Annotated in this window: 23 protein-coding genes and 1 tRNA gene; 19 read left to right on the forward strand and 5 right to left on the reverse strand. The window is 68.0% G+C overall.

The features are described 5' to 3' along the window. The 3 genes from K1Y73_RS15835 to K1Y73_RS15845 all read left to right on the forward strand — a co-directional run. The coding region (locus K1Y73_RS15835) for a GNAT family N-acetyltransferase (RefSeq protein WP_318248251.1) at positions 1–643 on the forward strand (643 nt) is incomplete at its 5' end. A gap of 88 nt (positions 644–731) precedes the next feature. Next, a tRNA-His gene (locus K1Y73_RS15840) sits at positions 732–808 on the forward strand. A 122-nt stretch (positions 809–930) separates the two neighbouring features. Next, positions 931–3,255 carry a Tex family protein gene (locus tag K1Y73_RS15845; RefSeq protein ID WP_225029280.1) on the forward strand — a complete coding sequence of 775 codons (2,325 nt, stop codon included), beginning with the start codon at positions 931–933 and terminating at the stop codon, positions 3,253–3,255. A 24-nt stretch (positions 3,256–3,279) separates the two neighbouring features. Here the strand turns inward: K1Y73_RS15845 and tldD are convergent, their stop codons facing one another. Then, entirely contained in the window at positions 3,280–4,701 is a 1,422-nt protein-coding gene (gene tldD, locus K1Y73_RS15850; protein ID WP_225029281.1) for a metalloprotease TldD, read from the reverse strand. Positions 4,702–4,996: 295 nt separating this feature from the next. Between tldD and coxB the strand changes: the two genes are divergently transcribed. The 12 genes from coxB to K1Y73_RS15910 all read left to right on the forward strand — a co-directional run bounded on the left by coxB (position 4,997) and on the right by K1Y73_RS15910 (position 15,608). Then, the gene (gene coxB, locus K1Y73_RS15855) at positions 4,997–5,914 is read left to right on the forward strand and encodes a cytochrome c oxidase subunit II (RefSeq protein ID WP_225029282.1); all 918 of its coding nucleotides are present in this window, start codon (positions 4,997–4,999) and stop codon (positions 5,912–5,914) included. A gap of 61 nt (positions 5,915–5,975) precedes the next feature. After that, positions 5,976–6,923: a heme o synthase gene (gene cyoE, locus K1Y73_RS15860; RefSeq protein WP_225029283.1), complete on the forward strand. Its 948-nt coding sequence runs from the start codon at positions 5,976–5,978 to the stop codon at positions 6,921–6,923. A 1-nt stretch (position 6,924) separates the two neighbouring features. After that, positions 6,925–7,197, forward strand: coding sequence for a hypothetical protein (locus K1Y73_RS15865; RefSeq protein WP_225029284.1), 273 nt, complete (start codon positions 6,925–6,927; stop codon positions 7,195–7,197). Next, positions 7,194–7,802: a cytochrome c oxidase assembly protein gene (locus tag K1Y73_RS15870; RefSeq protein WP_225029285.1), complete on the forward strand. Its 609-nt coding sequence runs from the start codon at positions 7,194–7,196 to the stop codon at positions 7,800–7,802. Before K1Y73_RS15865 ends, K1Y73_RS15870 begins: the two co-directional genes overlap by 4 nt. 23 nt (positions 7,803–7,825) lie before the next feature. Next, on the forward strand, positions 7,826–8,629 hold the full coding sequence (locus tag K1Y73_RS15875; protein ID WP_225029286.1) for a cytochrome c oxidase subunit 3: 804 nt from the start codon (positions 7,826–7,828) through the stop codon (positions 8,627–8,629). Positions 8,630–8,705: 76 nt separating this feature from the next. Next, positions 8,706–9,368 carry an SURF1 family protein gene (locus K1Y73_RS15880; RefSeq protein WP_225029287.1) on the forward strand — a complete coding sequence of 221 codons (663 nt, stop codon included), beginning with the start codon at positions 8,706–8,708 and terminating at the stop codon, positions 9,366–9,368. Positions 9,369–9,379: 11 nt separating this feature from the next. After that, entirely contained in the window at positions 9,380–10,768 is a 1,389-nt protein-coding gene (gene thrC, locus K1Y73_RS15885; protein ID WP_225029288.1) for a threonine synthase, read from the forward strand. After that, positions 10,765–12,024: a M16 family metallopeptidase gene (locus tag K1Y73_RS15890; protein ID WP_225029289.1), complete on the forward strand. Its 1,260-nt coding sequence runs from the start codon at positions 10,765–10,767 to the stop codon at positions 12,022–12,024. The genes thrC and K1Y73_RS15890 overlap by 4 nt, the downstream gene beginning before the upstream one ends. Continuing rightward, the gene (locus tag K1Y73_RS15895) at positions 12,024–12,614 is read left to right on the forward strand and encodes a GNAT family N-acetyltransferase (RefSeq protein WP_225029301.1); all 591 of its coding nucleotides are present in this window, start codon (positions 12,024–12,026) and stop codon (positions 12,612–12,614) included. The genes K1Y73_RS15890 and K1Y73_RS15895 overlap by 1 nt, the downstream gene beginning before the upstream one ends. Then, entirely contained in the window at positions 12,598–13,191 is a 594-nt protein-coding gene (locus K1Y73_RS15900; protein ID WP_225029290.1) for a DUF1697 domain-containing protein, read from the forward strand. Before K1Y73_RS15895 ends, K1Y73_RS15900 begins: the two co-directional genes overlap by 17 nt. A gap of 54 nt (positions 13,192–13,245) precedes the next feature. After that, positions 13,246–14,082, forward strand: a complete 837-nt coding sequence (locus K1Y73_RS15905; RefSeq protein ID WP_225029291.1) for an MBL fold metallo-hydrolase — start codon at positions 13,246–13,248, stop codon at positions 14,080–14,082. 113 nt (positions 14,083–14,195) lie between these two features. Continuing rightward, positions 14,196–15,608, forward strand: a complete 1,413-nt coding sequence (locus K1Y73_RS15910) for an FAD-binding oxidoreductase (RefSeq protein WP_225029292.1) — start codon at positions 14,196–14,198, stop codon at positions 15,606–15,608. An 80-nt stretch (positions 15,609–15,688) separates the two neighbouring features. Here K1Y73_RS15910 and ptsP read toward each other — a convergent pair whose 3' ends face one another. Both ptsP and efp read right to left on the reverse strand, forming a co-directional pair. Beyond that, positions 15,689–17,932 (reverse strand): phosphoenolpyruvate--protein phosphotransferase, encoded by a 2,244-nt coding sequence (ptsP, locus tag K1Y73_RS15915; protein WP_225029293.1) that lies wholly within the window; start codon positions 17,930–17,932, stop codon positions 15,689–15,691. A gap of 211 nt (positions 17,933–18,143) precedes the next feature. Then, positions 18,144–18,710, reverse strand: coding sequence for an elongation factor P (gene efp / locus K1Y73_RS15920; RefSeq protein WP_225029294.1), 567 nt, complete (start codon positions 18,708–18,710; stop codon positions 18,144–18,146). A gap of 89 nt (positions 18,711–18,799) precedes the next feature. Between efp and epmA the strand changes: the two genes are divergently transcribed. From epmA to ccmE, 3 genes are all read left to right on the forward strand, one after another. Then, on the forward strand, positions 18,800–19,837 hold the full coding sequence (epmA, locus tag K1Y73_RS15925; RefSeq protein ID WP_225029295.1) for an EF-P lysine aminoacylase EpmA: 1,038 nt from the start codon (positions 18,800–18,802) through the stop codon (positions 19,835–19,837). Between the two features lie 211 nt (positions 19,838–20,048). After that, positions 20,049–21,077, forward strand: coding sequence for an N-acetyl-gamma-glutamyl-phosphate reductase (gene argC, locus K1Y73_RS15930; RefSeq protein ID WP_225029296.1), 1,029 nt, complete (start codon positions 20,049–20,051; stop codon positions 21,075–21,077). A 149-nt stretch (positions 21,078–21,226) separates the two neighbouring features. After that, on the forward strand, positions 21,227–21,682 hold the full coding sequence (ccmE, locus tag K1Y73_RS15935; protein ID WP_225029302.1) for a cytochrome c maturation protein CcmE: 456 nt from the start codon (positions 21,227–21,229) through the stop codon (positions 21,680–21,682). A 49-nt stretch (positions 21,683–21,731) separates the two neighbouring features. Here the strand turns inward: ccmE and purD are convergent, their stop codons facing one another. Continuing rightward, a complete protein-coding gene (purD, locus tag K1Y73_RS15940) occupies positions 21,732–22,994 on the reverse strand; it encodes a phosphoribosylamine--glycine ligase (protein ID WP_225029297.1) in 1,263 nt (420 codons plus the stop codon). Positions 22,995–23,065: 71 nt separating this feature from the next. Beyond that, positions 23,066–23,299, reverse strand: a complete 234-nt coding sequence (locus K1Y73_RS15945; protein ID WP_225029298.1) for an excalibur calcium-binding domain-containing protein — start codon at positions 23,297–23,299, stop codon at positions 23,066–23,068. A 122-nt stretch (positions 23,300–23,421) separates the two neighbouring features. On the opposite strand from K1Y73_RS15945, the gene xseA reads away from it, so the two are divergent. Next, positions 23,422–24,258, forward strand: an 837-nt coding sequence (gene xseA, locus K1Y73_RS15950; protein WP_225029299.1) for an exodeoxyribonuclease VII large subunit, incomplete at its 3' end; no start/stop codon positions are given.

The following is a 24,258-nucleotide window of genomic DNA, read 5'->3' on the forward strand; positions in this document are numbered from 1 at the left end:
CCGCGCCCGGCTTCTGGCGCTGACCCCGGCCGGCATGGCCGAGGCGCAGCGGCTGAAAGCCGCTTCGCGCGCCGGGCTGGCCGAGATGTTGCAACCGCTGCCGCCGCCGGCCCGCGCCGCCCTGGCCGAGGGCCTGGCCACCGCGACCGAGGCGCTGGATCCGCCGCCCGTCACCCTGACGCCGCTGCAACCCGGCGATGCCGGCTGGGTCATCGCCCGCCATGGCGCGGTCTATGCCCGCGACGAAGGCTATGATGCCAGTTTCGAAGCCCTGGTGGCCGAGATCCTGGCCGGTTTCCTGCGCCGCCACGATCCGACCCGCGAAGCCGGCTGGATCGCCCGGCAGGGCAGCCGCCGGCTGGGCTCGATCTTCGTGATGGCCGAAGATGCCGAAACCGCACGCCTGCGGCTGGTCTTTCTGGAAGCCGAAGCGCGCGGCACCGGGCTTGCGCAGCGCCTGCTCGACACCGCGCTTGGCTTTGCCCGCGCGGCCGGCTACCGGCGCATGGTGCTGTGGACGCATGAAAGCCACCGCGCCGCCGGCCGGCTTTATGCGAAGAACGGCTTCGCCCTGACCGCCAGCACCCCGGCCCGCGCCTTCGGCTGCGATGTGGTCGACCAGACCTGGGAGCGCGCGCTTTAGCGCCGCCCGTCCCGCACACCGGCCTGCACACTGGCCTGCGCATTCGCGCTTGCAATCCCCGTCCGGCGGCGCTATCTCGCCGCGCAGTGCAGCCTTAGCTCAGTTGGTTAGAGCACCAGATTGTGGATCTGGGGGTCCCCCGTTCGAGCCGGGGAGGCTGTACCACTCTCCCCCGACATCATCTGCCAGACCCGCCCCCGCGCGCCCCGCGCGGGCTTCCGCTGCCCGGGCTTGCCTTTGCCGCCCCCGCGGCTATGGTCGCGGCCCGCCGTTCAAGGAGCCTGCCGATGACCGTCCTTCCCGCCGCCGCCGAGGCCCGCATTCCCGCGCTGATCGCCGCCGAAATCGGCGCCTCCTCGGGCCAGGTCCAGGCTGCCGTGGCGCTGCTGGACGGGGGCGCGACCGTGCCTTTCGTGGCGCGCTACCGCAAGGAAGTGACGGGGGGCCTCGACGACACGCAACTGCGCAAGCTGGAAGAGCGGCTGTCCTATCTGCGCGAACTCGAGGCGCGGCGTGCCTCCATCGCCGATTCGATCCAGGGCCAGGGCAAGATGACCGATGCGCTGGCGAAATCCATTGCCGGGGCGGTGACCAAGGCAGAGTTGGAAGACATCTATCTGCCCTACAAGCCCAAGCGTCGCACCAAGGCGATGATCGCGCGCGAGGCCGGATTGCAGGGGCTGTACGACGCGATTCTTGCCGATCGAACTGCCGATCCGGCCGGGCTGGCGGCGGGCTTCCTGTCGGAAGCCTTCCCCGATGCCAAGGCCGCACTTGAGGGCGCGCGCGACATCCTGGCCGAGGGCCTGTCGGAAAATGCAGCGCTTCTGGGCCGCTTGCGCGACCATATGCGCAAGGCGGGCCGGCTGTCGGCCAAGGTGCAGCCCGGCAAGGAAGCGGCGGGCGCCAAATTCTCGGATTACTTCGCCCATACCGAACCCTTCTCCGGCGCGCCCAGCCACCGGGTGCTGGCCATGCTGCGGGGCCGCAACGAAGAGATCCTGTCGCTGGATCTGGAAGTGGACCCCGAGGCGCCGCGCGGCGAATCTCCGGCCGAGCGCGCCTGTGGCGCGGCCTTGGCCGCGGGCGGGCAGGGCGCGGGCGACCGCTGGCTGCGCGAGGCGGCGGCCTGGGCCTGGCGGGTCAAGCTGCGCACCTCGCTGGTGCTGGATCTGATGGCCGAATTGCGCGAAGGCGCCGAGGCCGAGGCGATCCGGGTTTTCGCCCGCAATCTGAAGGACTTGCTGCTGGCCGCGCCGGCGGGCGGCAAGGCCACGATGGGGCTGGATCCGGGCATCCGCACCGGGGTGAAGGTGGCGGTCGTCGATCCGACCGGCAAGCTTCTGGCCACCGATACGGTCTATCCGTTCCAGCCGAAGAACGATCTGCGCGGCGCGCAGGTGGCGCTGGCGCGGCTGATCGCGGCGCATGGGGTGCGGCTGATCGCCATCGGCAATGGCACGGCCAGCCGCGAGACCGAGGCGATGGTGGCCGAATTGCTGGGCCATCTGCCGGGCGCCGAAAAGCCGGTGAAGGTGGTCGTCTCGGAAGCCGGGGCCTCGGTCTATTCGGCGTCCGAACTGGCGGCGCGAGAATTCCCGGGGCTGGATGTCAGCTTGCGCGGCGCGGTGTCGATCGCGCGGCGCCTGCAGGACCCGCTGGCGGAACTGGTGAAGATCGAGCCGAAGTCGATTGGCGTCGGCCAGTATCAGCATGATGTCGACCAGCACCGTCTGGCGAAATCTCTGGATGCGGTGGTGGAAGATGCGGTGAACGGGGTGGGTGTCGATCTGAACACCGCCTCGGCCCCCTTGCTGGCGCGGGTGTCCGGCCTGGGGCCGGGCCTGGCCGAGGCCATCGTCGCGCATCGCGACGCCAATGGCCGCTTCGCCACCCGCCGCGACCTGCTGAAAGTGGCGCGGCTGGGGCCCAAGGCCTTTGAACAGGCGGCGGGCTTCCTGCGCATCACCGGCGGGGCCGAGCCCTTGGATGCCTCCTCCGTCCACCCCGAAGCCTATGATCTGGCCCGCCAGATCGTGAAGGCCTGCGGCCGCGACATCCGGGCGCTGATGGGCGACGGGGCGGCGCTGAAAAAGCTGAATCCGGCGCAATTTGTCAGTGACAAGTTCGGCCTGCCGACGGTGCGCGACATTCTGGCCGAGCTGGAAAAGCCCGGTCGCGACCCGCGGCCCGAATTCCGCACCGCGACCTTCGCCGAGGGCGTGAACGAGATCTCCGACCTCCGGCCCGGCATGCAGCTGGAAGGCACGGTGACCAATGTCGCGGCCTTCGGTGCCTTCGTCGATATCGGCGTGCATCAGGACGGGCTGGTGCATGTCAGCCAGCTGGCCGACCGGTTCGTGAAAGACCCGCATGAGGTGGTGAAGGCGGGCGACGTGGTGAAGGTGCGGGTGACCGAGGTCGATGTGGCGCGCAAGCGCATCGCGCTGACCATGCGCAAGGACGGGGGCGGCGAGGCCGATGCCCGGCGAAAATCGGAAGGCCCCGGCCCGAAGGGCCAGCCGCCGCGTGGCCGGACCGAGGCGGGGCCCAAGGCGCCCGCCGGCGGCAATGCCTTTGCCGATGCGCTGAAGGGCAAGTTCGGGCGTTAGCCCGAACGCCCGGCGGGCCGCGCCTTACGCGGCCTGCCCGCCGACCGTCAGCCCGCCGATCAGCAGCGTGGGCTGGCCCACGCCCACCGGCACCCATTGCCCGGCCTTGCCGCAATTGCCGATGCCCGGGTCCATCGCCAGATCATTGCCGATCGCCCGGATCTGCCGCAGCGCCGTGGCGCCGTCGCCGATCAGCGTGGCGCCTTTCAGCGCCTCGCCCACCACGCCATTCCTGACCCGATAGGCCTCGGTGCAGGAGAAGACGAACTTTCCATTGGTAATATCAACCTGCCCGCCGCCGAAACCCACGGCCCAGATCCCGTCTTTCAGATCGGAAACAATGGCTTGCGGGTCATCCTTGCCAGCCAGCATATAGGTGTTGGTCATCCGCGGCATCGGGATATGGGCAAAGCTTTCCCGCCGGCCGTTGCCGGTCGGCGCCACGCCCATCAGCCGCGCATTCTGCCGGTCCTGCATGTAGCCCACCAGAATCCCGTCCTCGATCAGCACATTCTTTCCCGAAGGCGTGCCCTCATCGTCGATGCTGATCGAGCCGCGGCGGCCCTCGATCGTGCCATCGTCCAGCACGGTCACGCCCGGTGCCGCGATGCGGCTCCCCATCAGCCCGGCAAAGGCCGAGGTGCCCTTGCGGTTGAAATCGCCCTCCAGCCCATGGCCGATCGCCTCGTGCAGCAGGATCCCCGGCCAGCCCGGGCCCAGAACCACATCCAGCATGCCGGCCGGCGCGGGCACGGCGCCCAGATTGACCCGGGCGATGCGCAGCGCCTCGTCCACCATCGGCTTCCAGCGCGCGGGCTCCAACAAGGGCGCCAGCCCATGCCGCCCGCCGCCGCCGATTCCGCCGCTTTCGCGCCGCCCGTCCTCCTCCAGAATGACCGAGACATTCAGCCGCGCCATCGGCCGCGTGTCGGTCAGGATCTGCCCGTCGGGGCGCAGGATCACCACCTCTTGCAGGCTGGCGCCCAAGGCGGCGGTGACCTGCACCACGCGGCGGTCGGCCGCGCGGGCATAGGCGTCGATTTCCTTCAACAGGTCCAGCTTGCCCGCGAAGCTGGCATCGGCCATCGGATCGGCCTCGGGGTAAAGCCGGCGATTGGTGCCGGGCGGGGGCGGGGACAGCACGCCGCCGCCATCGCCCACCGCCAGCCGCGCCGTCTCGGCCGCGCGGCGCAGGGCGCGGGCGCTGATCTCGGTCGCATGGGCATAGCCCGCGACCTCGCCCTTCACCGCGCGCAGGCCAAAGCCCTGGGCCGCGTCATAGGCGGCATTGCGGATGCGGGCATCGTCCAGAACCAGGCTTTCGCCGCGCCGGCGTTCCAGGAACAATTCGCCATCCTCGGCCCCCGCGGTCGCGGCGCGCAGCACGGACAGCGCCTCGTCCTGGTCAAGATCGGTGTCGAAGGGGCGGAACGGGGCATCGGTCATCGGGGCAGGGCCTGTCTGGAAAGGGTCAGGGGCAAGGTAGGTCCGCGCGCCGCCCGCCGCAAGCCGCCCCGATTTTCGTCGAAAATCGGCACCGCCCCGCCGCGGCGCGCTGCACTGCGGCACAGCCGCGTCCTTGATGCAGATCAAAGGGCGCGCATCTGTCGCAATGGTTTCTCTTGTCGCCGCGCGCGCGATATGGTTTGAACGCCTGAGGAAACAAGGGATTCCGTTCCGCGCAGGACGGGGCCGAGGGACGGTTGCGGCGCATCGCCGCGCCCAGAGGACGGGAAGAGACATGCGGATCATTTCATCGCTCAAGGGATGCGCTGCGGCGGGGCTTCTGGCGCTTGGCCCGGCCAGCGCTTTCGCGCAAGGCCTGGAAATCGTGGGTCAACCGCACGAGAAGGGCATCGGCTTCCAGCCTGCCTCTTCCTCGATCGCGGTCGAGCAGCAATGGCTGGACCACATGATCCTGTACATCATCGCGGCGATCACCATTTTCGTCACGCTGCTCTTGCTGATCGTGATCCTGCGTTACAACAGCAAGCTGAACCCGACGCCGAAGCGCTTCACCCATAACACGCCCTTGGAAATCGGCTGGACGGTGATCCCGATCATCGTGCTGATCTTCATCGGCTCGTTCTCGGTGCCGGCGCTGAACCACCAGCAGACCTTCCCCGAAGGCGATGTGGTGATCAAGGTCACCGGCAACCAGTGGTACTGGAGCTATGAATATCCCGGCGAGGGCATCGACAGCTTCGACAGCTACATGATCGGCGGGCTGAACCTGGGCGGCGATGCGCGTCTGACCCCGGCGGTCGAGGCCGAGCTGAAGGCGGCGGGCTATTCGAAAGAGCAATTCCTGCTGGCCACCGACACCGCCATGGTCGTTCCGGTCGGCAAGACGATCCTGCTGCAGATCACCGCGGCCGACGTGATCCATTCCTGGAAGATCCCCGCCTTCGGCGTGATGCAGGATGCGGTGCCGGGCCGGATCGCCCATCTGTGGTTCAAGGCCGATCGCGAAGGCATCTACTTCGGCCAATGCTCGGAACTGTGCGGCAAGGACCATGCCTATATGCCGATCACGGTGAAGGTCGTGTCCGAGGCCGCCTATAAGGCCTGGGTCGAAAAGGCCAAGGGCGGCGATGTCGTCCTGTCCTCGGCGGATCTCGCGGCTTCGGCGCCGGTTCAGGTTGCGTCGAACAATTGATCCTGCGCACCGGCCGGACGGCGCCCCCGCGCGCCGCCGGCTGCAGCCAAAGGTCGGATGAATGAGCGATATCGGCACTTTCGAAGGCAGCACGCCCGCAGCCCCGCGCGATGCGGGCTTCGGTGACTATGTGCAGCTGCTGAAGCCGCGGGTGATGTCCCTTGTGGTCTTCACCGCGCTGGTGGGGATTCTGGTCGCGCCGGCGCAGCTGCATCCGGTCGAGGCCTTTGCCGCGATCCTGTTCATCGCCCTGGGCGGCGGCGCTTCGGGCGCGCTGAACATGTGGTGGGACAGCGATATCGACGCCGTGATGGGCCGCACCAAGGGCCGCCCGATCCCCTCGGGGCGCGTGGAGCGCGGCGAGGCGCTGGCGCTGGGTCTGGCGCTGTCGGGCATCTCGGTCGTCATGCTGGCTTTGGCCACCAATATCGCTGCCGGCGCGCTTCTGGCCTTCACCATCTTCTTCTATGCCGTGGTCTATTCGATCTGGCTGAAACGCTCGACCCCGCAGAACATCGTCATCGGCGGCGCCGCCGGGGCCTTCCCGCCGATGATCGGCTGGGTCGCGGCCACCGGCCATGTCAGCCTGGAAGCGGTGCTGATGTTCGCGCTGATCTTCATGTGGACGCCGCCGCATTTCTGGGCGTTGGCGCTGTTCATGAAGGAAGATTACCACAAGGCCGGCGTGCCGATGCTGACCGTGACCCATGGCCGCAAGGCCACGCGGGCGCATATCCTGATCTATACGCTGCTTCTGGCCCCGGTCGCCATCGGCGCCGCGCTGACCTCGATCGGCGGGCCGCTGACGCTGGCGGTCGCGGTGGCGCTGAACGCCTGGTTCATCCTGGGCGCCTTCCGCATCCGCGCCCGCAGCGAAGACCAGGCCCAGGCCGATTCCTACGCGGTCGAGAAGGCGTTCTTCCGCTTCTCGCTGCTGTATCTGGCGTTGCATTTCACGGCCTTCCTGGCCGAAGCGGTGCTGCGCCCCTATGGGCTGGGAGGCTGGTAAGATGGCGATCCGCGTCACGCACGAGTTGCACAACCGCCGCTTCGGCCGCAATCTGGGCCTGGCCTTGGTGCTGGGTGGCTTTGTCGTGCTGGTCTTTGCCCTGACCGTGGTGAAGATCGATCGCGGCGACCAGATGCAGGGCTATGATCACACGATCCGCCCCGAGATGCTGCCGGCCGATGATGCCGCGGGCCAGGGTGCCGCGGGCCAGGGCGCTGAGGGCCAGGGCGCTGAGGGCCAGGGTGCCGCACCCGCCACGGGGGGCACGCCATGATCTTCAACCGCATTCCCCCCGCGCAGCGTACCGCCGCCAAACTGGTCAGCGTGGCCGTGGGCATGTGCGCGCTGTCCTTTGCCGCGGTGCCGCTTTACGATCTGTTCTGCCGGGTCACCGGCTATGGCGGCACCACCTCGGTCGCGGCCAGCGCGCCGGACGTGATCCTGGACCGCACCGTCAAGGTGCGCTTCGACGCGTCCTTGGAAGCGGGCATGCCCTGGACCTTCAAGCCCGTGGTGCCCGAGATGACGCTGCGCCTGGGCGAAACGGGGCTGGCCTTCTACCAGGTCCACAATCCGACCGACCGGCCCATCGCCGGCACGGCCAGCTACAATGTCTCGCCCGATCCGGCCGGTGGCTTCTTCACCAAGATCGCCTGCTTCTGCTTCGATCTTCAGGTGCTGGGCCCCGGCGAGACCGCGGAGCTGCCGGTTTCCTTCTATGTCGATCCCGCGATGGTCGATGATCTCGACGGGAAGAACGTCAAGGAAATCACGCTGAGCTACACCTTTCATGTGACCGATCTGCCCGACCAGCAGGCCGCGGCCCCCGCCGCGGCGCCGGCCGGCGGCACGCCTGTGTCCACGACCGGCACCAACTGACAGACGCCAACGAGGGAAGAGCCATGGCCCACGCCAAGAACCACGATTACCACGTCCTGCCACCGTCGATCTGGCCCTTCCTGGGCGCGCTGTCGGCCTTCATCATGCTGTTCGGCTCTGTGCTGTGGATGCATGGCTCGGGCCCCTGGATGGGGCTGATCGGCTTTGCGGGCGTCCTGTACGTCATGTATGCCTGGTGGGCGGAAGTGGTGCATGAGGCGAATGCCGGCGACCATACCCCGGTCGTGCGCATCGGCCTGCGCTATGGCTTCATCATGTTCATCATGTCGGAAGTCATGTTCTTCGCGGCCTGGTTCTGGACCTTCTTCAAGCACCGCATGTATCCGATGGGGCCGGACAGCCCCTGGGTCGATGGCGTCTGGCCGCCGGCCGGGATCGAGACCTTCGACCCCTGGCACCTGCCGCTGATCAATACGCTGATCCTGCTCTTGTCGGGCTGCGCCGTGACCTGGGCCCACCATGCGCTGGTGCATGAAAACAACCGCAAGGACCTGGTGAACGGCCTGGCCATCGGCATCGTCCTGGGCTTCATCTTCACCCTGATGCAGGCCTATGAATACAGCCACGCCGCCTTCGGCTTTGCCGGCAACATCTACGGCGCCTCGTTCTTCATGGCGACGGGCTTCCACGGCTTCCACGTCATCATCGGCACGATCTTCCTGCTGGTCTGCCTGATCCGCGCGCTGCGGGGCGATTTCACCCCGACCCAGCATGTCGGCTTCGAAGCCGCCGCCTGGTACTGGCACTTCGTCGATGTGGTCTGGCTTTTCCTCTTCGCCGCGGTCTATGTCTGGGGCCAGGGCTGAGTCTTCCAGCCGTTCAGGGCTTTCGTGCGGGTCTCCGGCCGGAAGGTCGGGGGCCCGTTCTTCATTGCGGGATCTGATGCGCAACCTTCTTTTCGCTCTCGTCGTCGGGCTTGCGGGCACCGGCACCCTGCTGGCGCTTGGCAATTGGCAGATGCAGCGCCTGGCCTGGAAAGAGGCGCTGATCGCCGAGGCCGAGGCCATGATGGACGACCCGCCGGTCGCCTTGCCCGACCGCCTGGATCCGGCGCGCGACCGTTACCGTCCGGTGCAGGTCGCGGGCCGCTTCACCGGGGAAGAGGCCGATGTCCTGGCCTCGGACGTGGCGGGGCCGGGCTTCCGCATCCTGGCCGCCTTCCAGACCGATGGGGGGCGGCGGATCCTGATCGACCGCGGCTTCGTGCCCGAGGATCGCCGCGCCGATCCGCGCCCGGCGAAACCGGCCGAGGTGACGGGCAATCTGGTCTGGCCCGACGATCTGACCTCGTCGACCCCGCCGCATGACGCGAAGACCGGCATGTGGTTCGCCCGCGATCTGCCGGGCATCGCCGCGGCGCTGGGGACCGAGCCGGTGCTGATCGTGGCGCGCAGCGAAACGGGCGACGGCGTCGCCGCGGTTCCGGCCAGCGCCGCCTTCCGCAATGACCATCTTCAATATGCGATCACCTGGTTTCTTCTGGCCGCGGTTTGGGCGGGGATGACAGGGGCGTATCTCTGGCGTATCAGACAGCGGAAGGCGTGAAGGGCGGGGACATGAACTATATTTCCACCCGGGGGCAGGCGCCTGTCCTCGGCTTCGGCGAAGCGATGATGACGGGTCTGGCGCGCGATGGCGGGCTGTATGTGCCCGAAACCGTGCCGGTCTTTTCGGCCGCCGAGATTGCGGCGCTGGCGGGCCTGCCTTACGAGGATCTGGCCTTTCGGGTGATGAAGCCCTTCCTGGGCGGCTTCTTCAGCGATGACGAGTTTCGCGGCTTGCTGGCCCGCGCCTATGCGGGCTTCGGCCATGCCGCGCGCGCGCCGCTGAAGCAGCTGGGCCCCAACCATTTCCTGATGGAGCTGTTCCACGGCCCGACCCTGGCCTTCAAGGACTTCGCCATGCAGATCATCGGCCAGATGATGCAGGCGGCGCTGGCCAAGACCGGCGAGCGGATCACCATCGTCGGCGCAACCTCGGGCGACACGGGCAGTGCTGCGATCGAGGCCTTCCGCGGCCTTGCCAATGTCGATGTCTTCATCCTTTTCCCGCATGGCCGGGTGTCCGAGGTGCAGCGTCGCCAGATGACCACGCCCTCGGAAGCGAATGTGCATGCCCTGGCGCTGGATGGCGATTTCGACACCTGCCAGGCCCGGCTGAAAGACATGTTCAACGATTTCGCCTTCCGCGACGGGGTGCGGCTGGCGGGGGTGAACTCGATCAACTGGGCGCGGGTTCTGGCGCAGGTGGTCTATTACTTCCACGCGGGCGTGGCGCTTGGCGCGCCGCATCGGAAGATCAGCTTCACCGTGCCCACCGGCAATTTCGGCGATATTTTCGCAGGTTACATCGCCAAGCGCATGGGCCTGGCCATCGACCGGCTGGTGATCGCGACGAACCAGAACGACATTCTCGACCGGGCGATGCGCGGCGGCGAATACCGGACCACCGGGGTCGTGCCCTCGATCAGCCCCTCGATGGACATCCAGGTCTCGTCCAATTTCGAACGCGCGCTGTTCGAAGCGCTGGGGCGCGATGGCCGCGCGGTCGCGGCGCTGATGCAGGCGCTGGGGCAGGGCGGCGGCTTCGCGCTTCCCGAAGCGGCGCTGGCGGCGTTGCGGGGGGACTTCGATTCGGGCCGCTGTTCCGAGGCGGAAACCTCGGCCACGATCGCGCGCATGCTGGCGCAGACGGGCGAGCTGCTGTGCCCGCATTCCGCCGTGGGGGTGAAGGTCGCGGAAGAGCATGTGGGCCTGTCGCCCATGGTCACGCTGGCCACCGCCCATCCGGCCAAATTCCCCGATGCGGTTCAGGCCGCCAGCGGCATCCGTCCGGGCCTGCCGCCGCGCATGGCCGATCTCTTCGACCGGCCCGAACGCATGACCCGGGTGCCGAACGATCTGTCGGCGCTGAAGGCGCTGATCCGCGAAAGGACCGCGCATTGACCCTGCGGACCCACACTCTGCCGAACGGGCTGCGCATCGTCACCGAAGACATGCCGGGGCTCAAATCCGCCTCGATCGGGCTTTGGGTCGGCGCTGGCGGCCGGCACGAGGCGGCGGCGGAAAACGGCATCGCGCATTTTCTGGAACATATGGCCTTCAAGGGCACCGAAAAGCGCAGCGCCCTGCAGATCGCCGAAGAGATCGAGGATGTGGGCGGCTATATCAACGCCTATACCTCGCGCGAGATGACGGCCTATTACGCGCGCTGCCTGTCGGCCGATGTGCCGCGCGCGCTGGATGTGATCTCGGATATCGTGCTGAACCCCGTGTTCAACATCGACGATATTGAAACCGAGCGGCATGTGATCCTGCAGGAAATCGGCCAGGCCAATGACACGCCGGACGATATCATCTTCGACTGGCTGCATGAGGTGTCCTATCCCGGCCAGGCTTTCGGCCGCACCATCCTGGGCCCCGAGGAAAAGGTGGCGGGCTTCGGTCAGGCCGATCTGCGCCGCTTCGTCGGCCGCCATTACGGGCCTGACCGGATGATCCTGTCGGCCGCGGGCGGGGTGAAGCACGATGAGATCGTGGCCCAGGCCGAGGCGATCTTCGGCGCTCTGGCGCCGGTGGGGCGGGTCACGGCCGATCCGGCGGGCTTTGCCGGCGGCGAGCGGCGCGAGATCAAGGATCTGGAACAGGCGCATTTCGCGCTGAACCTGGAAGCGCCGGGCTATCGCGATCCGCTGGTCTATACCGCGCAGGTCTGGTCCATGGCGATGGGCGGCGGCATGTCCAGTCGGCTGTTCCAGAAGATCCGCGAGGAACGCGGGCTGTGCTACACGATCTATGCCCAGTCGGCCGCCTATGACGATACCGGGCAGATCACCATCTATGCCGGCACCTCGGGCGAAGAGATCGGCGATCTGGCCGCGCTGACGGTGGCCGAGCTGAAACGCGCCGCCGATGACATGTCTGAAGCCGAGGTCGCCCGCGCCAAGGCGCAGATGAAGGCCGGCATGCTGATGGGGCTGGAAAGCCCCTCGTCGCGGGCCGAACGCAATGCGCGGCTTCTGTCGATCTGGGGCCGGGTGCCCGATCTGGACGAGGCGGTGGCCAAGGTCGATGCGGTGACCGTGGCCGGGGTGCGCGACTGGGCCGGCGGGCTTTTGGGCGCGCGGGCGGCGCTGGCCGTCTATGGCCCGGTCGAAGCCGCGCCGGGGGTGGATGCAATCCGGGCGGGGCTGCTGGCGTGATGCTTGGCCTGCGGCGGCGGGTTCGGATCGAGACCGAGCGCATGACCCTGCGCTTGCCCGCCCATGCCGATTGGCATGACTGGTCCGGTCTGCGCAGCGCCAGCACGGGCTTTCTGAAACCGTGGGAGCCGCTTTGGTCGCAGGACCATCTGTCGCGCCGCGCTTTCACCAACCGCGTCTACTGGGCCCAACGCGCCGAGGCCCAGGGCACTGCCCTGCCGCTGATGCTGATCCGCCGCGACGATCAGGCGCTGCTGGGCGCGATCACCCTGGACAATATCCGCCGCGGCCCGGCCCAGACCGGAACGCTGGGCTACTGGATCGGCGCCGCGCATGCCCGCCAGGGCTATATGCGCGAGGCGATCCTGGCCGTCGTCCACCACGCCTTCAACCGCATGGACCTCAGCCGGATCGAAGCCGCCTGCCTGCCGGAAAACGCCGCCTCGCGCGGGGTGCTGGAGAAATGCGGCTTCAAATACGAAGGCGTGGCGCAAAGCTACCTGCAGATCAACGGCCGCTGGCGCAACCATGTGCTGTATTCGAACCTGCGCACCGACCGGCGCGGCCGCACCGATGTCGGCCCGGCCTGAACCTGCGGGGCCGGGGCAGGGACAGGCGGCCGACTGGGCCATCCTGCTGCGCGGGGTGAATGTCGGCGGCGCCAATCCTCTGCCGATGGCCGCCTGGCGACGGAACTTGGCCGGGCTTGGCTTTCGCGATCCGCAGACGCTGATCCAATCGGGCAATGCCGTCCTGGGCGCCAAAGGCCCCGCGCAGGCGATTGCGGCCCGCATCGCCGCAGGTCTGGCCGAAGGGTTCGGCATCGAGACGCCGGTCTTCGTCCTGCCCGAAGCCGCGCTTGCTGCCGCGCTGGATCACCCGTTCGGCGCCGATGCCGATCCCGCGCGGATCCAGGCCATCTTTCTGGCCGAACCCGCGCCCGATCCGGACCTGACCCGGGCCAAGGCGCTGCTGGCGCCCAGTGAGGCGCTTGCCCAGAGGCCCGGCCTGCTTCTTTTGCACGCGCCCCAGGGTGTCGGCCGGTCGCGGCTGGCCGCTGCCCTGCCGCGCCTGCTGCATGGCCCGGTCACGGCACGCAACCTGCGCACGCTCGCTCAGCTTCTGGTCCTGCTGCGCTCGCGCATCCGTGAAGACGGGGCAGGGTGACGCGGGCCCGATCCGGGCTATCCTGCCGGCATCCCCTGACGGAGCCGCCATGCCATGCATCGCCTGCCTCTCCGCCTGATCCTTGCCCTGTGCTGCCTGACCCAGCCTGCGCTGGCGCAACAGGCGCCCGCGCGCATCCCCTCGCATTGCATCGCCCTGGCCCAGGGGCCCGCGGCCGCGCCCGAAACGGTGATGCGGGCGAAATGGCCCGATCCGGTCGAGGCCGATCATGTGCTGATCCGCTATCTCGACCATGCAAGCTTTGCCGTCGTGGCCCCCGATGGCACGGTGGCGGTCACCGATTACACCGGCTTTCTCGGCATTCAGGATCTGGTGCCGGATGTCGTCACCATGAACAACGCCCATTCCAGCCACTGGACCGCCCAGCCCGACCCGCGCATTCCGCATGTTCTGCCGGGCTGGCCCGGGGCGGGCGGCCCGGCCGAGCATCGGCTGGATCTGGGCGCGATTCTGGTGCGCAATGTCACCACCGACACGCGCGGCCCCTTTGGCGAAGGCGCCCGGGCCGATGGCAATTCGATCTTCATCTTCGAGACCGCGGGCCTGTGCATCGGCCATCTCGGCCATCTGCACCAGATCCCCTCGGATGCCCAATATGCCGCGATCGGGCGGCTGGATATCGTCATGGTGCCGGTCGATGGCGGCTATACGATGCGGGTCTCGGACATGGCCGGGGTGGTGAAGCGGCTGAAAAGCTCGGTCGTGATCCCGATGCACTGGTTTTCCCGCGCCGCGCTGACGCAATTCCTGCAGGAAATGGACACGGAATTCGACGTGGTCGAAACCGGCCTGTCCGAGATCAGCTTTTCCCTGCACGATCTGCCCGCGCGCCCGGCCATCCTGGTGCTTGAGCCGCATTGGCTGGAGTGAGCGGCCGATGTTTCGCCGAAAAATCGCAGACCCGATCCTTCGGCGAAGGATCGGCCCCCCGGGGCTTCCCTTCGCCGATCCGCGCCGCTAACCCTGCCGGGACGGAGGCGCCGATGCTGAACCCCTGCGACAAGACCTTTCTGGCCGATCTGGCCGCCCGCCTGCCCGAGGGCCGGCTGCGCCCGGCCGAGCCGCGCCATCTGGAAGAGCCGCGCGGCCGCTGGGCGGGCCAGCCCGGCACCGTGGCGCTGCCGCACTCGGCCGACGAGGTGGCGACCATCCTTCGCGCCTGCGCCGCGGCGCGGGTGGGGCTGGTGCCCTGGGGCGGCGGCACCGGCCTGGTCGGTGGCCAGGTCATGCCGGCGGGCCCCTTGCCGCTGATCCTGTCGCTGGAAAAGATGACGGCCCTGCGCGGGATCTGGCCCGAGGAAAACGTGATGGTGATCGAGGCGGGCGCCACGCTGTCGGCGGTGCATGACGCGGCCAGTGCCGCGGGCCGGCTGTTCCCGCTGGCGCTGGCCAGCCAGGGCACCGCGACGATCGGCGGCAATCTGTCGACCAATGCCGGCGGCACGGCGGTGCTGCGCTATGGCAATGCGCGCGACCTGTGCCTGGGGCTGGAGGCGGTTCTGCCCGATGGCAGCCTCTGGCAGGGGCTGAAGCGGCTGCGCAAGGACAATACCGGCTATGACCTGCGCGGGCTTTTGATCGGGGCCGAGGGCACGCTGGGCGTGATCACCGCGGCCAGCCTGAAGCTGTTCCCGATCCCCGCCCATCGGGTGGTGGCGCTGCTGGTCGTGCCCTCGCCCGAGGCCGCGTTGCGGCTGTTGCGCCGGATGGAGGCGCGGGTCGGCGGGCTGATCTCGGGCTTCGAGCTGATCGCCAGGACCGGGCTGGATTTCCTGGCCGAAGTGGGACCCGCCCATCGCCTGCCGCTGCCCGCGGCGCCCGACTGGTCGGTGATGGTCGAACTGGGCCTGCCCGCGGCGATGGAGCCCGAGGCGACCATGGCCGGACTGTATGAGGAAGCGGCCGAGGCGGGGCTGGTGCTGGACGGGGTGATCGCCGCATCGCAGGCCCAGGCCGATGCGCTTTGGGCGATCCGCGAGGACCTGCCCGAGGCCAATCGCCGGATCGGCGCGGTGTCGAGCCATGACATCTCGCTGCCTTTGGCGGAAATCCCGGGCTTCCTGGTCGCGGCGCCGCAGCGGCTGGCGCGGATCGGCGCGTTTCGGATCAATGCCTTCGGCCATCTGGGCGACGGCAATCTGCATTACAACCTGTTTCCCGAAGCGGGCCGCAGCAAGGCGGAATACGAGCCGCTGCGCGAGACCGCGAAACAGGCGGTGCATGATCTGGTGCATGCGCTGGGGGGATCGGTCTCGGCCGAACACGGGATCGGGCGGCTGAAGACCGGCGATCTGGCGCGCTATGCCGATCCGGCGCGGCTGGCGGCGCTGCGGGCGATCAAGGCGGCGCTGGACCCCTTGGGGATCCTGAACCCCGGCGCGGTCCTGCCCGGATAGGGCGGCGCTTCGATCACGCGGCTGCGCCGCCGGTGCTTGTCCCGGCTCTGGCCTGCGGCCACCCGGCGCCGCGCGCCGCGCTAGACCTTCTGCGTGGCCAGCCAGTCCATCAGCGCCGGCCGGGCGCTTTCGGCGCCGGCCTCTTGCGCGGCGCGGATCACTGCCCGCACCTCGCCCAGATCGACCTGGCGGATCAGCGCCTTGACCGGCCCGATCGAAGCCGGCCGCATCGACAGGGTGCGGAAGCCCAGCGCCGCCAGGACCAGCGCCTCGACCGGGCGGCCGGCATCCTCGCCGCAGAAGGACAGCGGCGTGTCCGTTTCGGCGCAGCGCGCGATGATCCGTTCAAGAAAGGTCAGGAACGAAAGGTTCAGCGTGTCATAGCGCCGGCGCACCCGTTCATTCTCGCGATCGGCGGCAAAGAAGAACTGCTTCAGGTCATTGCCGCCGACCGAGACGAAATCGGCAAGCTCGAAGAAGGCTTTCGGCGCATAGACCAGCGAGGGCGTCTCGCACATGGCGCCGATCTCGATCTTTTGCGGCACGATATGGCCCAGCGATTTCTCGCGGTGCAATTCGGCTAGGATCGCCCGGCGCGCCGCGATGAATTCGCCATGTTCGGCCACGAAGGGAAACATCACCGTCAAGGGCCGCCCGGCCGCGGCGCGGATCAGCGCCTGCAGCTGCATGCGCAGCACGCCCGGCTTGTCCAGTCCGACCCGGATCGCCCGCCAGCCCATGGCGGGGTTCGGCTCGTCATTCGGCTTCATATAGGGGACGACCTTGTCCGACCCGATATCAAGGGTGCGGAAGGCCACGCGCTTGCCATGGGCGGCATCCATGACGCGGGCGTAAAGGGCGGCCAGTTCCGCCCGTTTCGGCATCTGGTTGCGGATCAGGAATTGCAGCTCGGTGCGGAAGAGGCCCACCCCTTCCGCGCCCGAGCCATCGAGGCTCGGGAGATCGGCCATCAACCCCGCATTCATGTGAAGGTGAACCACCGTGCCGCATTTCGCCTGCGCGGGCAGATTGCGCAGGCTGGCATAGCGTTTCTGCGCCTCGGCCTGCATCGCGATCTTGTCGCGGAAGGCGCGGGCCACGGTTTCCTCGGGGCGCAGATGCACCAGGCCCTGATCGCCATCGACCAGGATCGCATCGCCGTTCAGCGCCTCTTGGGTGATGCGTTCGGCATGGATCACCAGGGGAATGGCCAGCGCCCGCGCCACGATCGCGGCATGGCTGCCGACCGAGCCTTCCTCCAGCACCACGCCGCGCAGCTTGCGGCCATATTCCAGCAATTCGCCGGGGCCGATGTTGCGGGCGATCAGGATCGGATGGTCGGGCATCGCAGCACCAGTATCGGTGCCCTGGCCGGTCAGGATGCGCAACAGCCGGTTGGACAGATCGTCCAGATCATGCAGCCTTTCGCGCAGATAGGCGTCGGGCACCTGTTCCAGCCGCGCCCGCGCCGCGCCCTGTTCCTTTTCCACCGCCGCCTCGGCCGACAGGCCGCGCATGATGTCTTCTTCCATCCGCCGCAGCCAGCCGCGCGAATGGGCAAACATCCGATAGGCTTCCAGAACCTGCTTCTGTTCCTTGTCCAGCTGCTCGGCCGCCAGAAGATCGTCGATGGAAATCCGCAGCTTGCCCACCGCATCGCGGATCCGGTCGATCTCGGCCAGGGGATCGTCGGCCACCGGATTGGTCACCACGACCCGCGGCTCATGCAGCCAGACCCGTCCCTCGGCCGCACCCTCCTGGCCGGTCGCGCCGCGGAACAGCACCGGCTGGCGGTGCAGCGGCCCCAGCGCCCCGTCGTCGCCGGTAAAGGCGCCGAGTTCCGTCATCTCGGCCAGAACCATGGCCACGACTTCCAGCGCATAGACTTCGTCGTCGGAAAACTCGCGCGCCACTTTCGACTGCACGACCAGCACGCCCAGCCGTTCGCCCACCCGCTGGATCGGCACGCCCAGGAAGGACGAGAAGATCTCTTCCCCCGTCTCGGGCATGTAGCGAAAGCCCCGCTCGCCGGGCGCATTGGCGGTGTTGACCGGAATGCCCGTGCGCGCCACCCGCCCGGTCAGGCCTTCGCCCAGCTTCATCCGGGTCTGATGCACCGCGGCCTTGTTCAGCCCCTCGGTCGCGCACAGCTCAAGCGTGTCCTCGTCGCGGAACAGATAGATCGAGCAGACCTCGGTCCGCATCGAATCGGCAATCAGATGGGTGATCCGGTCCAGCCGGTCCTGCCCCCTGCCGCTTTCGGCAAGAGCATCGCGCAGGCGCCGCAGAAGCTTGCGGCTGTCGCTTTCGCTGCGTTCGGCCATTCGGTCCCGGTCCTGTCCCTCGCCCTCTCTATAAAGCGCGGGTTGCGGCTTGGCGAGGGCGCCCGCGCAGAAGCAAGGGCAGGAAATCCCGATCTTCGGGAAAACTGCCGCAGCTTTGGGCAGCGCCGCGCGCCCCGCCAATGACAAAGGGCCACCCGAGGGGGCGGCCCTTGCAGCGGCGCGTTACAGCGACGCCTCAGTCCTTGGCTATTCAGTCCTTGGCGCGTTCGACATAGCTGTCATCGTCGGTGTTGATGACGATGCGGGTGCCCGCCCCGATATGCGGCGGCACCATCACGCGCAGCCCGTTCGAGGTCATCGCGGGCTTGTAGCTGGACGAGGCGGTCTGCCCCTTCACAACCGGCTCGGTCTCGGTGATCTCGACGGTGATCTTCTGCGGCACTTCAATGGCGATCGGCACGCCGTCGAAGGTCTTCAGATAGCAGCGCATGCCTTCCTGAAGATAGGGCTTGTTGCCGCCCATCACGTCTTCGGTCACCACGACCTGCTCGTAGCTTTCCGGCTGCATGAAGTGGAAGCCTTCGCTGTCTTCATACAGGAAGTCATAGTCGCGCTCGTCGACCGTGGCCTTTTCCACCTGGTCGGTGGTCTTCCAGCGTTCGCTGACCTTCACCCCGTCCGAAATGCGGCGCATGTCGACCGAGGTCGTCGGCGTGCCCTTGCCGGGACGGTAGGTTTCGGCCAGCAGCACGACATACAGCTTGCCGTCCACTTCGACGACATTGCCCTTGCGAAGGGACGAGGCGATGACTTTCACGGGGCGTAATCCTTTGCTATGGGCGCATCGGGCGCCGGATTGCGCGCCTGTAGCGCACCTTTCGCCCGAATTCCAGCCGGAACCGCCAAATGCCCCGCTCCCCTGCCAGTGCCTGGTGGCAGCCCCACCGCCACGCCGACCGCCGCCCGCTTCTTCTGGCGCGCAACCGCATTCAGGCGGCGATCCGTCTTTGGCTGGCCGATCAGGGCTTTGTCGAGGTCGACCCCGCCGGCCTGCAGCTCAGCCCCGGCAACGAGGCGCATCTGCATGCCTTCGCCACAACCGCGATCGGCAATGACGGGCAGGGCCGGACGCTGTATCTGCACACCTCGCCCGAATTCGCGATGAAGCGGCTTCTGGCGGCGGGTGAAACCCGGATCCATGCCTTTTCCCATGTCTGGCGCAACCGCGAACGCGGGGTGCTGCATGAACCCGAATTCACCATGCTGGAATGGTATCGGGCGGGCGAACCCTATGAGCGGCTGATGGACGACCTGGCCGCCTGGGCGGCTTTGGCCGCGCCGGGGGGGATGTTGCGTTATCGCGACGGGGTCTGCGACCCGGCGCTGCCCTATGAACGGGTCTCGGTGGCCGAGGCGTTTCGCGCCCATGCCGGCATCGACCTTCTGGCTACGATGGATGCCCAGGGCGTGCCCGATGCCGCGGCGCTGGCCGCGCAGATGGACCGCCAGGGCATCGGCCACATGCCGGGCGAAAGCTGGTCGGACCTGTTCAGCCGGGTTCTGTCCGAGCGGGTGGAAAAGCGGCTGGGGCAGGGCCGGCTGACCGTGCTTGACCGCTACCCGGCGGCCGAGGCGGCGCTGGCGCGGCGCTGCCCCGACGATCCCCGCGTGGCGGAACGGTTCGAGCTTTACGCATGCGGGGTCGAGCTGGCCAATGGCTTTGGCGAATTGACCGACCCGGCCGAACAGCGCCGCCGCTTTCAGGACGAGATGGCGATCAAACAGGCCCGCTACAGCGAGACCTATCCGATCGACGAGGATTTTCTGGCCGCCCTGGCGCTGATGCCGCCGGCCTGCGGCTGCGCGCTGGGCTTTGACCGGCTGGTGATGCTGGCCACCGGCGCGCCGCGCATCGCCGATGTGATCTGGGTTCCGGCGGGCTGACCGCGGCGGGTTCGGGGCCCGTTTCGGGGGCGGTTTCGGACCCTGTCGGGGGAAGACGAAAGGAAGACGCGATGTAGACGCGATGGAGACGCGGGAAAGACCGCGTTTCCCGCGTCTTGCGCCCGCGCCGGCCCTTGCGTCAGACGGTTTTCAACGCGGCGCTTTTGCCCTATGACGGCGCGGCAGACCCTCGCCCTTGAAGGACCCAGCCATGACCTATCGGATCGCCATTCTCGGAGCCTCCGGCTATACCGGCGCCGAGCTTGTCCGCCTGATCGCCACCCATCCCGAGATGCGCATCGTGGCGCTGTCGGCCGACCGCAAGGCCGGCATGGCCATGGCCGAGGTCTTTCCCTTCCTGCGCCATCTTGACCTGCCGAAGCTGGTGAAGATCGAGGAAATCGATTTCTCCAATGTTGACCTGTGCTTCTGCGCGCTTCCTCATGCAACGACCCAGGCGGTGATCGCCGGTCTGCCGCGCGATCTGAAGATCGTCGACCTGTCGGCCGATTTCCGGCTGCGCGATCCGGCGGAATACCAGAAATGGTACGGCCAGCCGCATGCCGCGGTGGAATTGCAGAAAGAGGCGGTCTACGGGCTGACCGAATTCTACCGCGACGAGATCCGCAAGGCCCGGCTGATCGCCGGCACCGGCTGCAATGCCGCGACCGGCCAATATGCGCTGCGGCCGCTGATCTCGGCCGGGGTGATCGACCTTGACGACATCGTGATCGACCTGAAAGCCGGCGTCTCGGGCGCCGGGCGCAGCCTGAAGGAAAACCTTCTCCATGCCGAATTGTCGGGTGGCACGCACAGCTATTCGGCGGGCGGCAAGCACCGGCATCTGGGCGAATTCGATCAGGAATTCAGCAAGTTGGCCGGCCGGCCGGTTCTGGTGCAATTCACCCCCCACCTTCTGCCGATGAACCGCGGCATCCTGGCGACCGTCTATGTGAAGGGCGATCCGCAAGTGGTGCATGCGACGCTGGCCGCGGCCTATGCGCAGGAACCCTTCCTGCAGGTGCTGCCTTTTGGCGCACTCCCCTCGACACGCGACATCGCAGGCTCCAACTTCTGCCATCTGGGGGTGACGGGCGACCGGATCCCTGGCCGGGCGATCGTTGTGGCGGTGCTGGACAATCTGACCAAGGGCTCGTCGGGCCAGGCGATCCAGAATGCCAATCTGGCACTGGGCATCGACGAGACGACCGGGCTGATGCTGGCGCCGGTCTTCCCCTGAAGCGCCGCGATGTTTGATCCCGGTCAAGGCCGGGACGGGCGGCGGGGGGTAGGAAGGCGCCGGGGGTCGGAAGGCGCCGCGGCAGGACGGCGGGGCGGACAGGGAAGGGACGCGCGATGCAAAGCACGGCAAAGCCACAGTTTCGCGGCCTGAAAGGGCTGAAGAAGCAGCGCCGGATCCAGGTCATCGCGCTGGCCTTCGCGGCGCTGGCGCTGTCGACCGGGCTGATCGGCTATGCGATGCGCGACGGGATCAACTTCTTCCGCTCGCCCACCGAAGTGGTTGCCAGCCCGCCCGTCGCGGGCGAGGTGTTCCGCATCGGCGGCCTGGTGGAAGAGGGCAGCGTCCGGCGCGGCGCGGGCACGACGGTGAGCTTCCGGGTGACCGATACGAATGAAAGCGTGCCGGTCGAATTCACCGGCGTCTTGCCGGATCTTTTCGCCGAGGGCCAGGGCATGGTGGCGCTGGGCCAGATGCAGGGCGGCACCTTCGTGGCCACCGAAGTGCTGGCCAAGCATGACGAGACCTACATGCCGAAAGAGGTCATCGAGGCGCTCAAGGAACAGGGCGTCTATGTGAACCCCGCGGACAAGCCGCAGGGCTGATGGGCTTGGCGCCGATTTTTCGTCGAAAAATCGGGCACTTCGCCGCCGGTTACAGCGCCCGCCAGCCGATGTCGCGCCGGCAGAACCCCTCGGGCCAGTCGATCGCATCGACCATCCGATAGGCCGCTTCCTGCGCCGCGCGCAGGCTGTCGGCGCGGGCGGTGACGTTCAGCACCCGCCCGCCCGCGGCGGTGATCTGCCCGTCCTGCACCGCGGTGCCGGCATGGAAGACCATGTGCCGGCTGTCTTCGGGCAAAGCGTCCAGCCCGCCGATCGCGCTGCCTTTCCGGTAGGCGCCGGGATAGCCCTGGGCCGCCATGACCACGGTCAGCGCGTGATCCTCGGCCCAGGTGACGCGGGCCTCGGCCAGCCGGCCCTCGGCGCAGGCCAGAAGGTGGTCCAGCGCCTGGGCGCCCAGGCGCAGCATCAGAACCTGGCATTCCGGGTCGCCGAAGCGGCAATTGTATTCCACCAGCCTTGCGCGGCCGTCCTGGATCATCAGCCCGGCATAAAGGACGCCCTGATAGGGCGTGCCGCGCCGCGCCATCTCGGCGATGGTGGGGCGGACGATGTCGGCCATGACCTGCTCTTGCAGCGCCTCGGACAGGATCGGGGCGGGCGAATAGGCACCCATGCCGCCGGTATTCGGCCCGGTATCGCCATCGCCCACCCGCTTGTGATCCTGGGCCGTGCCGAAGGGCAGCGCGGTTTCGCCATCCGAGAGGATGAAGAAGCTGGCCTCTTCGCCTGCCATGAACTCTTCGATCACCACTTCCGCCCCGGCTTCGCCAAAGGCGCCGCCGAAGATCTCGTCGATGCCGGCCAGCGCTTCGGCCTCGGTCATGCCCATGATCACGCCCTTGCCGGCGGCCAGCCCATCGGCCTTCACGACCAAGGGCGCCCCCTTGGCGCGGATATAGGCGCGCGCGGGTTCGGCTTCGGTGAAGCGGGCATAGCCGGCGGTGGGCGCGCCGCAGGCGTCGCAGATTTCCTTGGTGAAGGCTTTTGACGCCTCAAGCCGCGCCGCCGCGGCCGAGGGGCCGAAGGTTAGGATGCCGGCCGCGCGGGTCGCATCGGCGACGCCGGCGGCCAGGGGCGCTTCGGGGCCGACGATGACGAAGTCGATCGCATTGTCGGCGCAGAAGGCCACCACGGCCGCGCCGTCCAGAATGTCCAGCGCCGCCGTCTCGGCCAGCCGCGCGATGCCGGCATTGCCGGGGGCGACGATCAGCCGGTCGGTCTTGGGGTTCTGCTTGACGGCCCAGGCCAGCGCATGTTCCCGCCCGCCGCCGCCGAGAATGAGGATGTTCATGCTGCCCCCGCTTGGCCCTTGCCTGTCCGTCGCCTCATAGGGGCGGGGGGCGCAGAGGGCAAGGCCGCGCGCTATCTGCCTTCACAGGCGACCCCGTCGCCGTCGCGGTCCAGCTTGTAGATATCCACACCGACCACATAGACCGGGCCCGAGACATATTCCGGCCCATTGCCGCTGCCGCCGGCGCAATCGACATCCGAGGCAACCGGCACGCAGGCGTCTTCGTAATTCGGATCGCAATCGGCCAGGGCGGCCGTGGGCAAAAGTACGGCCAGGATCGGAAACAGGGGGGCGGAAAGACGCATCTCGGCACCGTTAAGCAAGGTTAACGAATCGTTAACGCAGCTTGTCACGCGGCTGTGATCAAGGCGAGGCGGTGCTGTGTCGCATGGATTGCGCCGCGCGGCGGGGCGGGGCAGAAAGGGGCATGGATCTGTTCGAAGAGGAAGCCGCCGGCCCCGCGCCCGGCAACAGCCCCGAATTCACCGTCTCGGAACTGTCCGGCGCGGTGAAACGGGTGATCGAGGGCGAATTCGGCCTTGTCCGGGTGCGCGGCGAAGTGGGGCGGGTGTCGCGGCCCTCGTCGGGGCATCTGTATTTCGATCTGAAGGATGACCGCGCGGTTCTGGCGGCGATCAGCTGGAAGGGCCAGGTCGCGCGCATGCAGGTGCGGCCCGAAGAGGGGATGGAGGTTGTGGCCACCGGGCGGATGACCACCTTCCCCGGCCAGTCGAAATATCAGCTGATCGTCGAGGATGTGGCGCCGGCCGGTGCGGGCGCCTTGATGGCGATGCTGGAAAAGCGCCGGGCGGCGCTGCAGGCCGAAGGGCTGTTCGATCCGGCGCGCAAGCAGAAGATCCCCTTCCTGCCGGAGGTGATCGGCGTGGTCACCTCGCCCTCCGGGGCGGTGATCCGTGACATCCTGCACCGGCTGCGCGACCGTTTCCCGCGCCGCGTGCTGATCTGGCCGGTTGCGGTGCAGGGCCAGGCCTGCGCGCCCGAAGTGGCCGCCGCGATCCGCGGCTTCAACGCGCTCGCCCCGGGCGGCCCGATCCCGCGGCCCGATGTGATCATCGTCGCGCGCGGCGGCGGCAGTCTGGAAGACCTGTGGGGCTTCAACGAGGAAATCGTGGTGCGGGCGGCTGCGGACAGCCGCATTCCGCTGATCAGCGCCGTCGGGCACGAGACCGACACGACGCTGATCGACTATGCCGCCGATCTGCGCGCGCCCACGCCCACGGCGGCGGCCGAGCTGGCGGTGCCG

Source organism: Xinfangfangia pollutisoli, from assembly GCF_020179405.1.
In the GTDB taxonomy this organism is placed as follows: Bacteria; Pseudomonadota; Alphaproteobacteria; order Rhodobacterales; family Rhodobacteraceae; genus Pseudogemmobacter; species Pseudogemmobacter pollutisoli.

Bases quoted from the DNA above. Each gene is read 5' to 3' on its own strand.
- K1Y73_RS15845 (WP_225029280.1), top strand. From the start codon at position 931: ATGACCGTCCTTCCCGCCGCCGCCGAGGCCCGCATTCCCGCGCTGATC.
- tldD (WP_225029281.1), bottom strand. From the start codon at position 4,701: ATGACCGATGCCCCGTTCCGCCCCTTCGACACCGATCTTGACCAGGAC.
- coxB (WP_225029282.1), top strand. From the start codon at position 4,997: ATGCGGATCATTTCATCGCTCAAGGGATGCGCTGCGGCGGGGCTTCTG.
- cyoE (WP_225029283.1), top strand. From the start codon at position 5,976: ATGAGCGATATCGGCACTTTCGAAGGCAGCACGCCCGCAGCCCCGCGC.
- K1Y73_RS15865 (WP_225029284.1), top strand. From the start codon at position 6,925: ATGGCGATCCGCGTCACGCACGAGTTGCACAACCGCCGCTTCGGCCGC.
- K1Y73_RS15870 (WP_225029285.1), top strand. From the start codon at position 7,194: ATGATCTTCAACCGCATTCCCCCCGCGCAGCGTACCGCCGCCAAACTG.
- K1Y73_RS15875 (WP_225029286.1), top strand. From the start codon at position 7,826: ATGGCCCACGCCAAGAACCACGATTACCACGTCCTGCCACCGTCGATC.
- K1Y73_RS15880 (WP_225029287.1), top strand. From the start codon at position 8,706: ATGCGCAACCTTCTTTTCGCTCTCGTCGTCGGGCTTGCGGGCACCGGC.
- thrC (WP_225029288.1), top strand. From the start codon at position 9,380: ATGAACTATATTTCCACCCGGGGGCAGGCGCCTGTCCTCGGCTTCGGC.
- K1Y73_RS15895 (WP_225029301.1), top strand. From the start codon at position 12,024: ATGCTTGGCCTGCGGCGGCGGGTTCGGATCGAGACCGAGCGCATGACC.
- K1Y73_RS15900 (WP_225029290.1), top strand. From the start codon at position 12,598: ATGTCGGCCCGGCCTGAACCTGCGGGGCCGGGGCAGGGACAGGCGGCC.
- K1Y73_RS15905 (WP_225029291.1), top strand. From the start codon at position 13,246: ATGCATCGCCTGCCTCTCCGCCTGATCCTTGCCCTGTGCTGCCTGACC.
- K1Y73_RS15910 (WP_225029292.1), top strand. From the start codon at position 14,196: ATGCTGAACCCCTGCGACAAGACCTTTCTGGCCGATCTGGCCGCCCGC.
- ptsP (WP_225029293.1), bottom strand. From the start codon at position 17,932: ATGGCCGAACGCAGCGAAAGCGACAGCCGCAAGCTTCTGCGGCGCCTG.
- epmA (WP_225029295.1), top strand. From the start codon at position 18,800: ATGCCCCGCTCCCCTGCCAGTGCCTGGTGGCAGCCCCACCGCCACGCC.
- argC (WP_225029296.1), top strand. From the start codon at position 20,049: ATGACCTATCGGATCGCCATTCTCGGAGCCTCCGGCTATACCGGCGCC.
- purD (WP_225029297.1), bottom strand. From the start codon at position 22,994: ATGAACATCCTCATTCTCGGCGGCGGCGGGCGGGAACATGCGCTGGCC.
- K1Y73_RS15945 (WP_225029298.1), bottom strand. From the start codon at position 23,299: ATGCGTCTTTCCGCCCCCCTGTTTCCGATCCTGGCCGTACTTTTGCCC.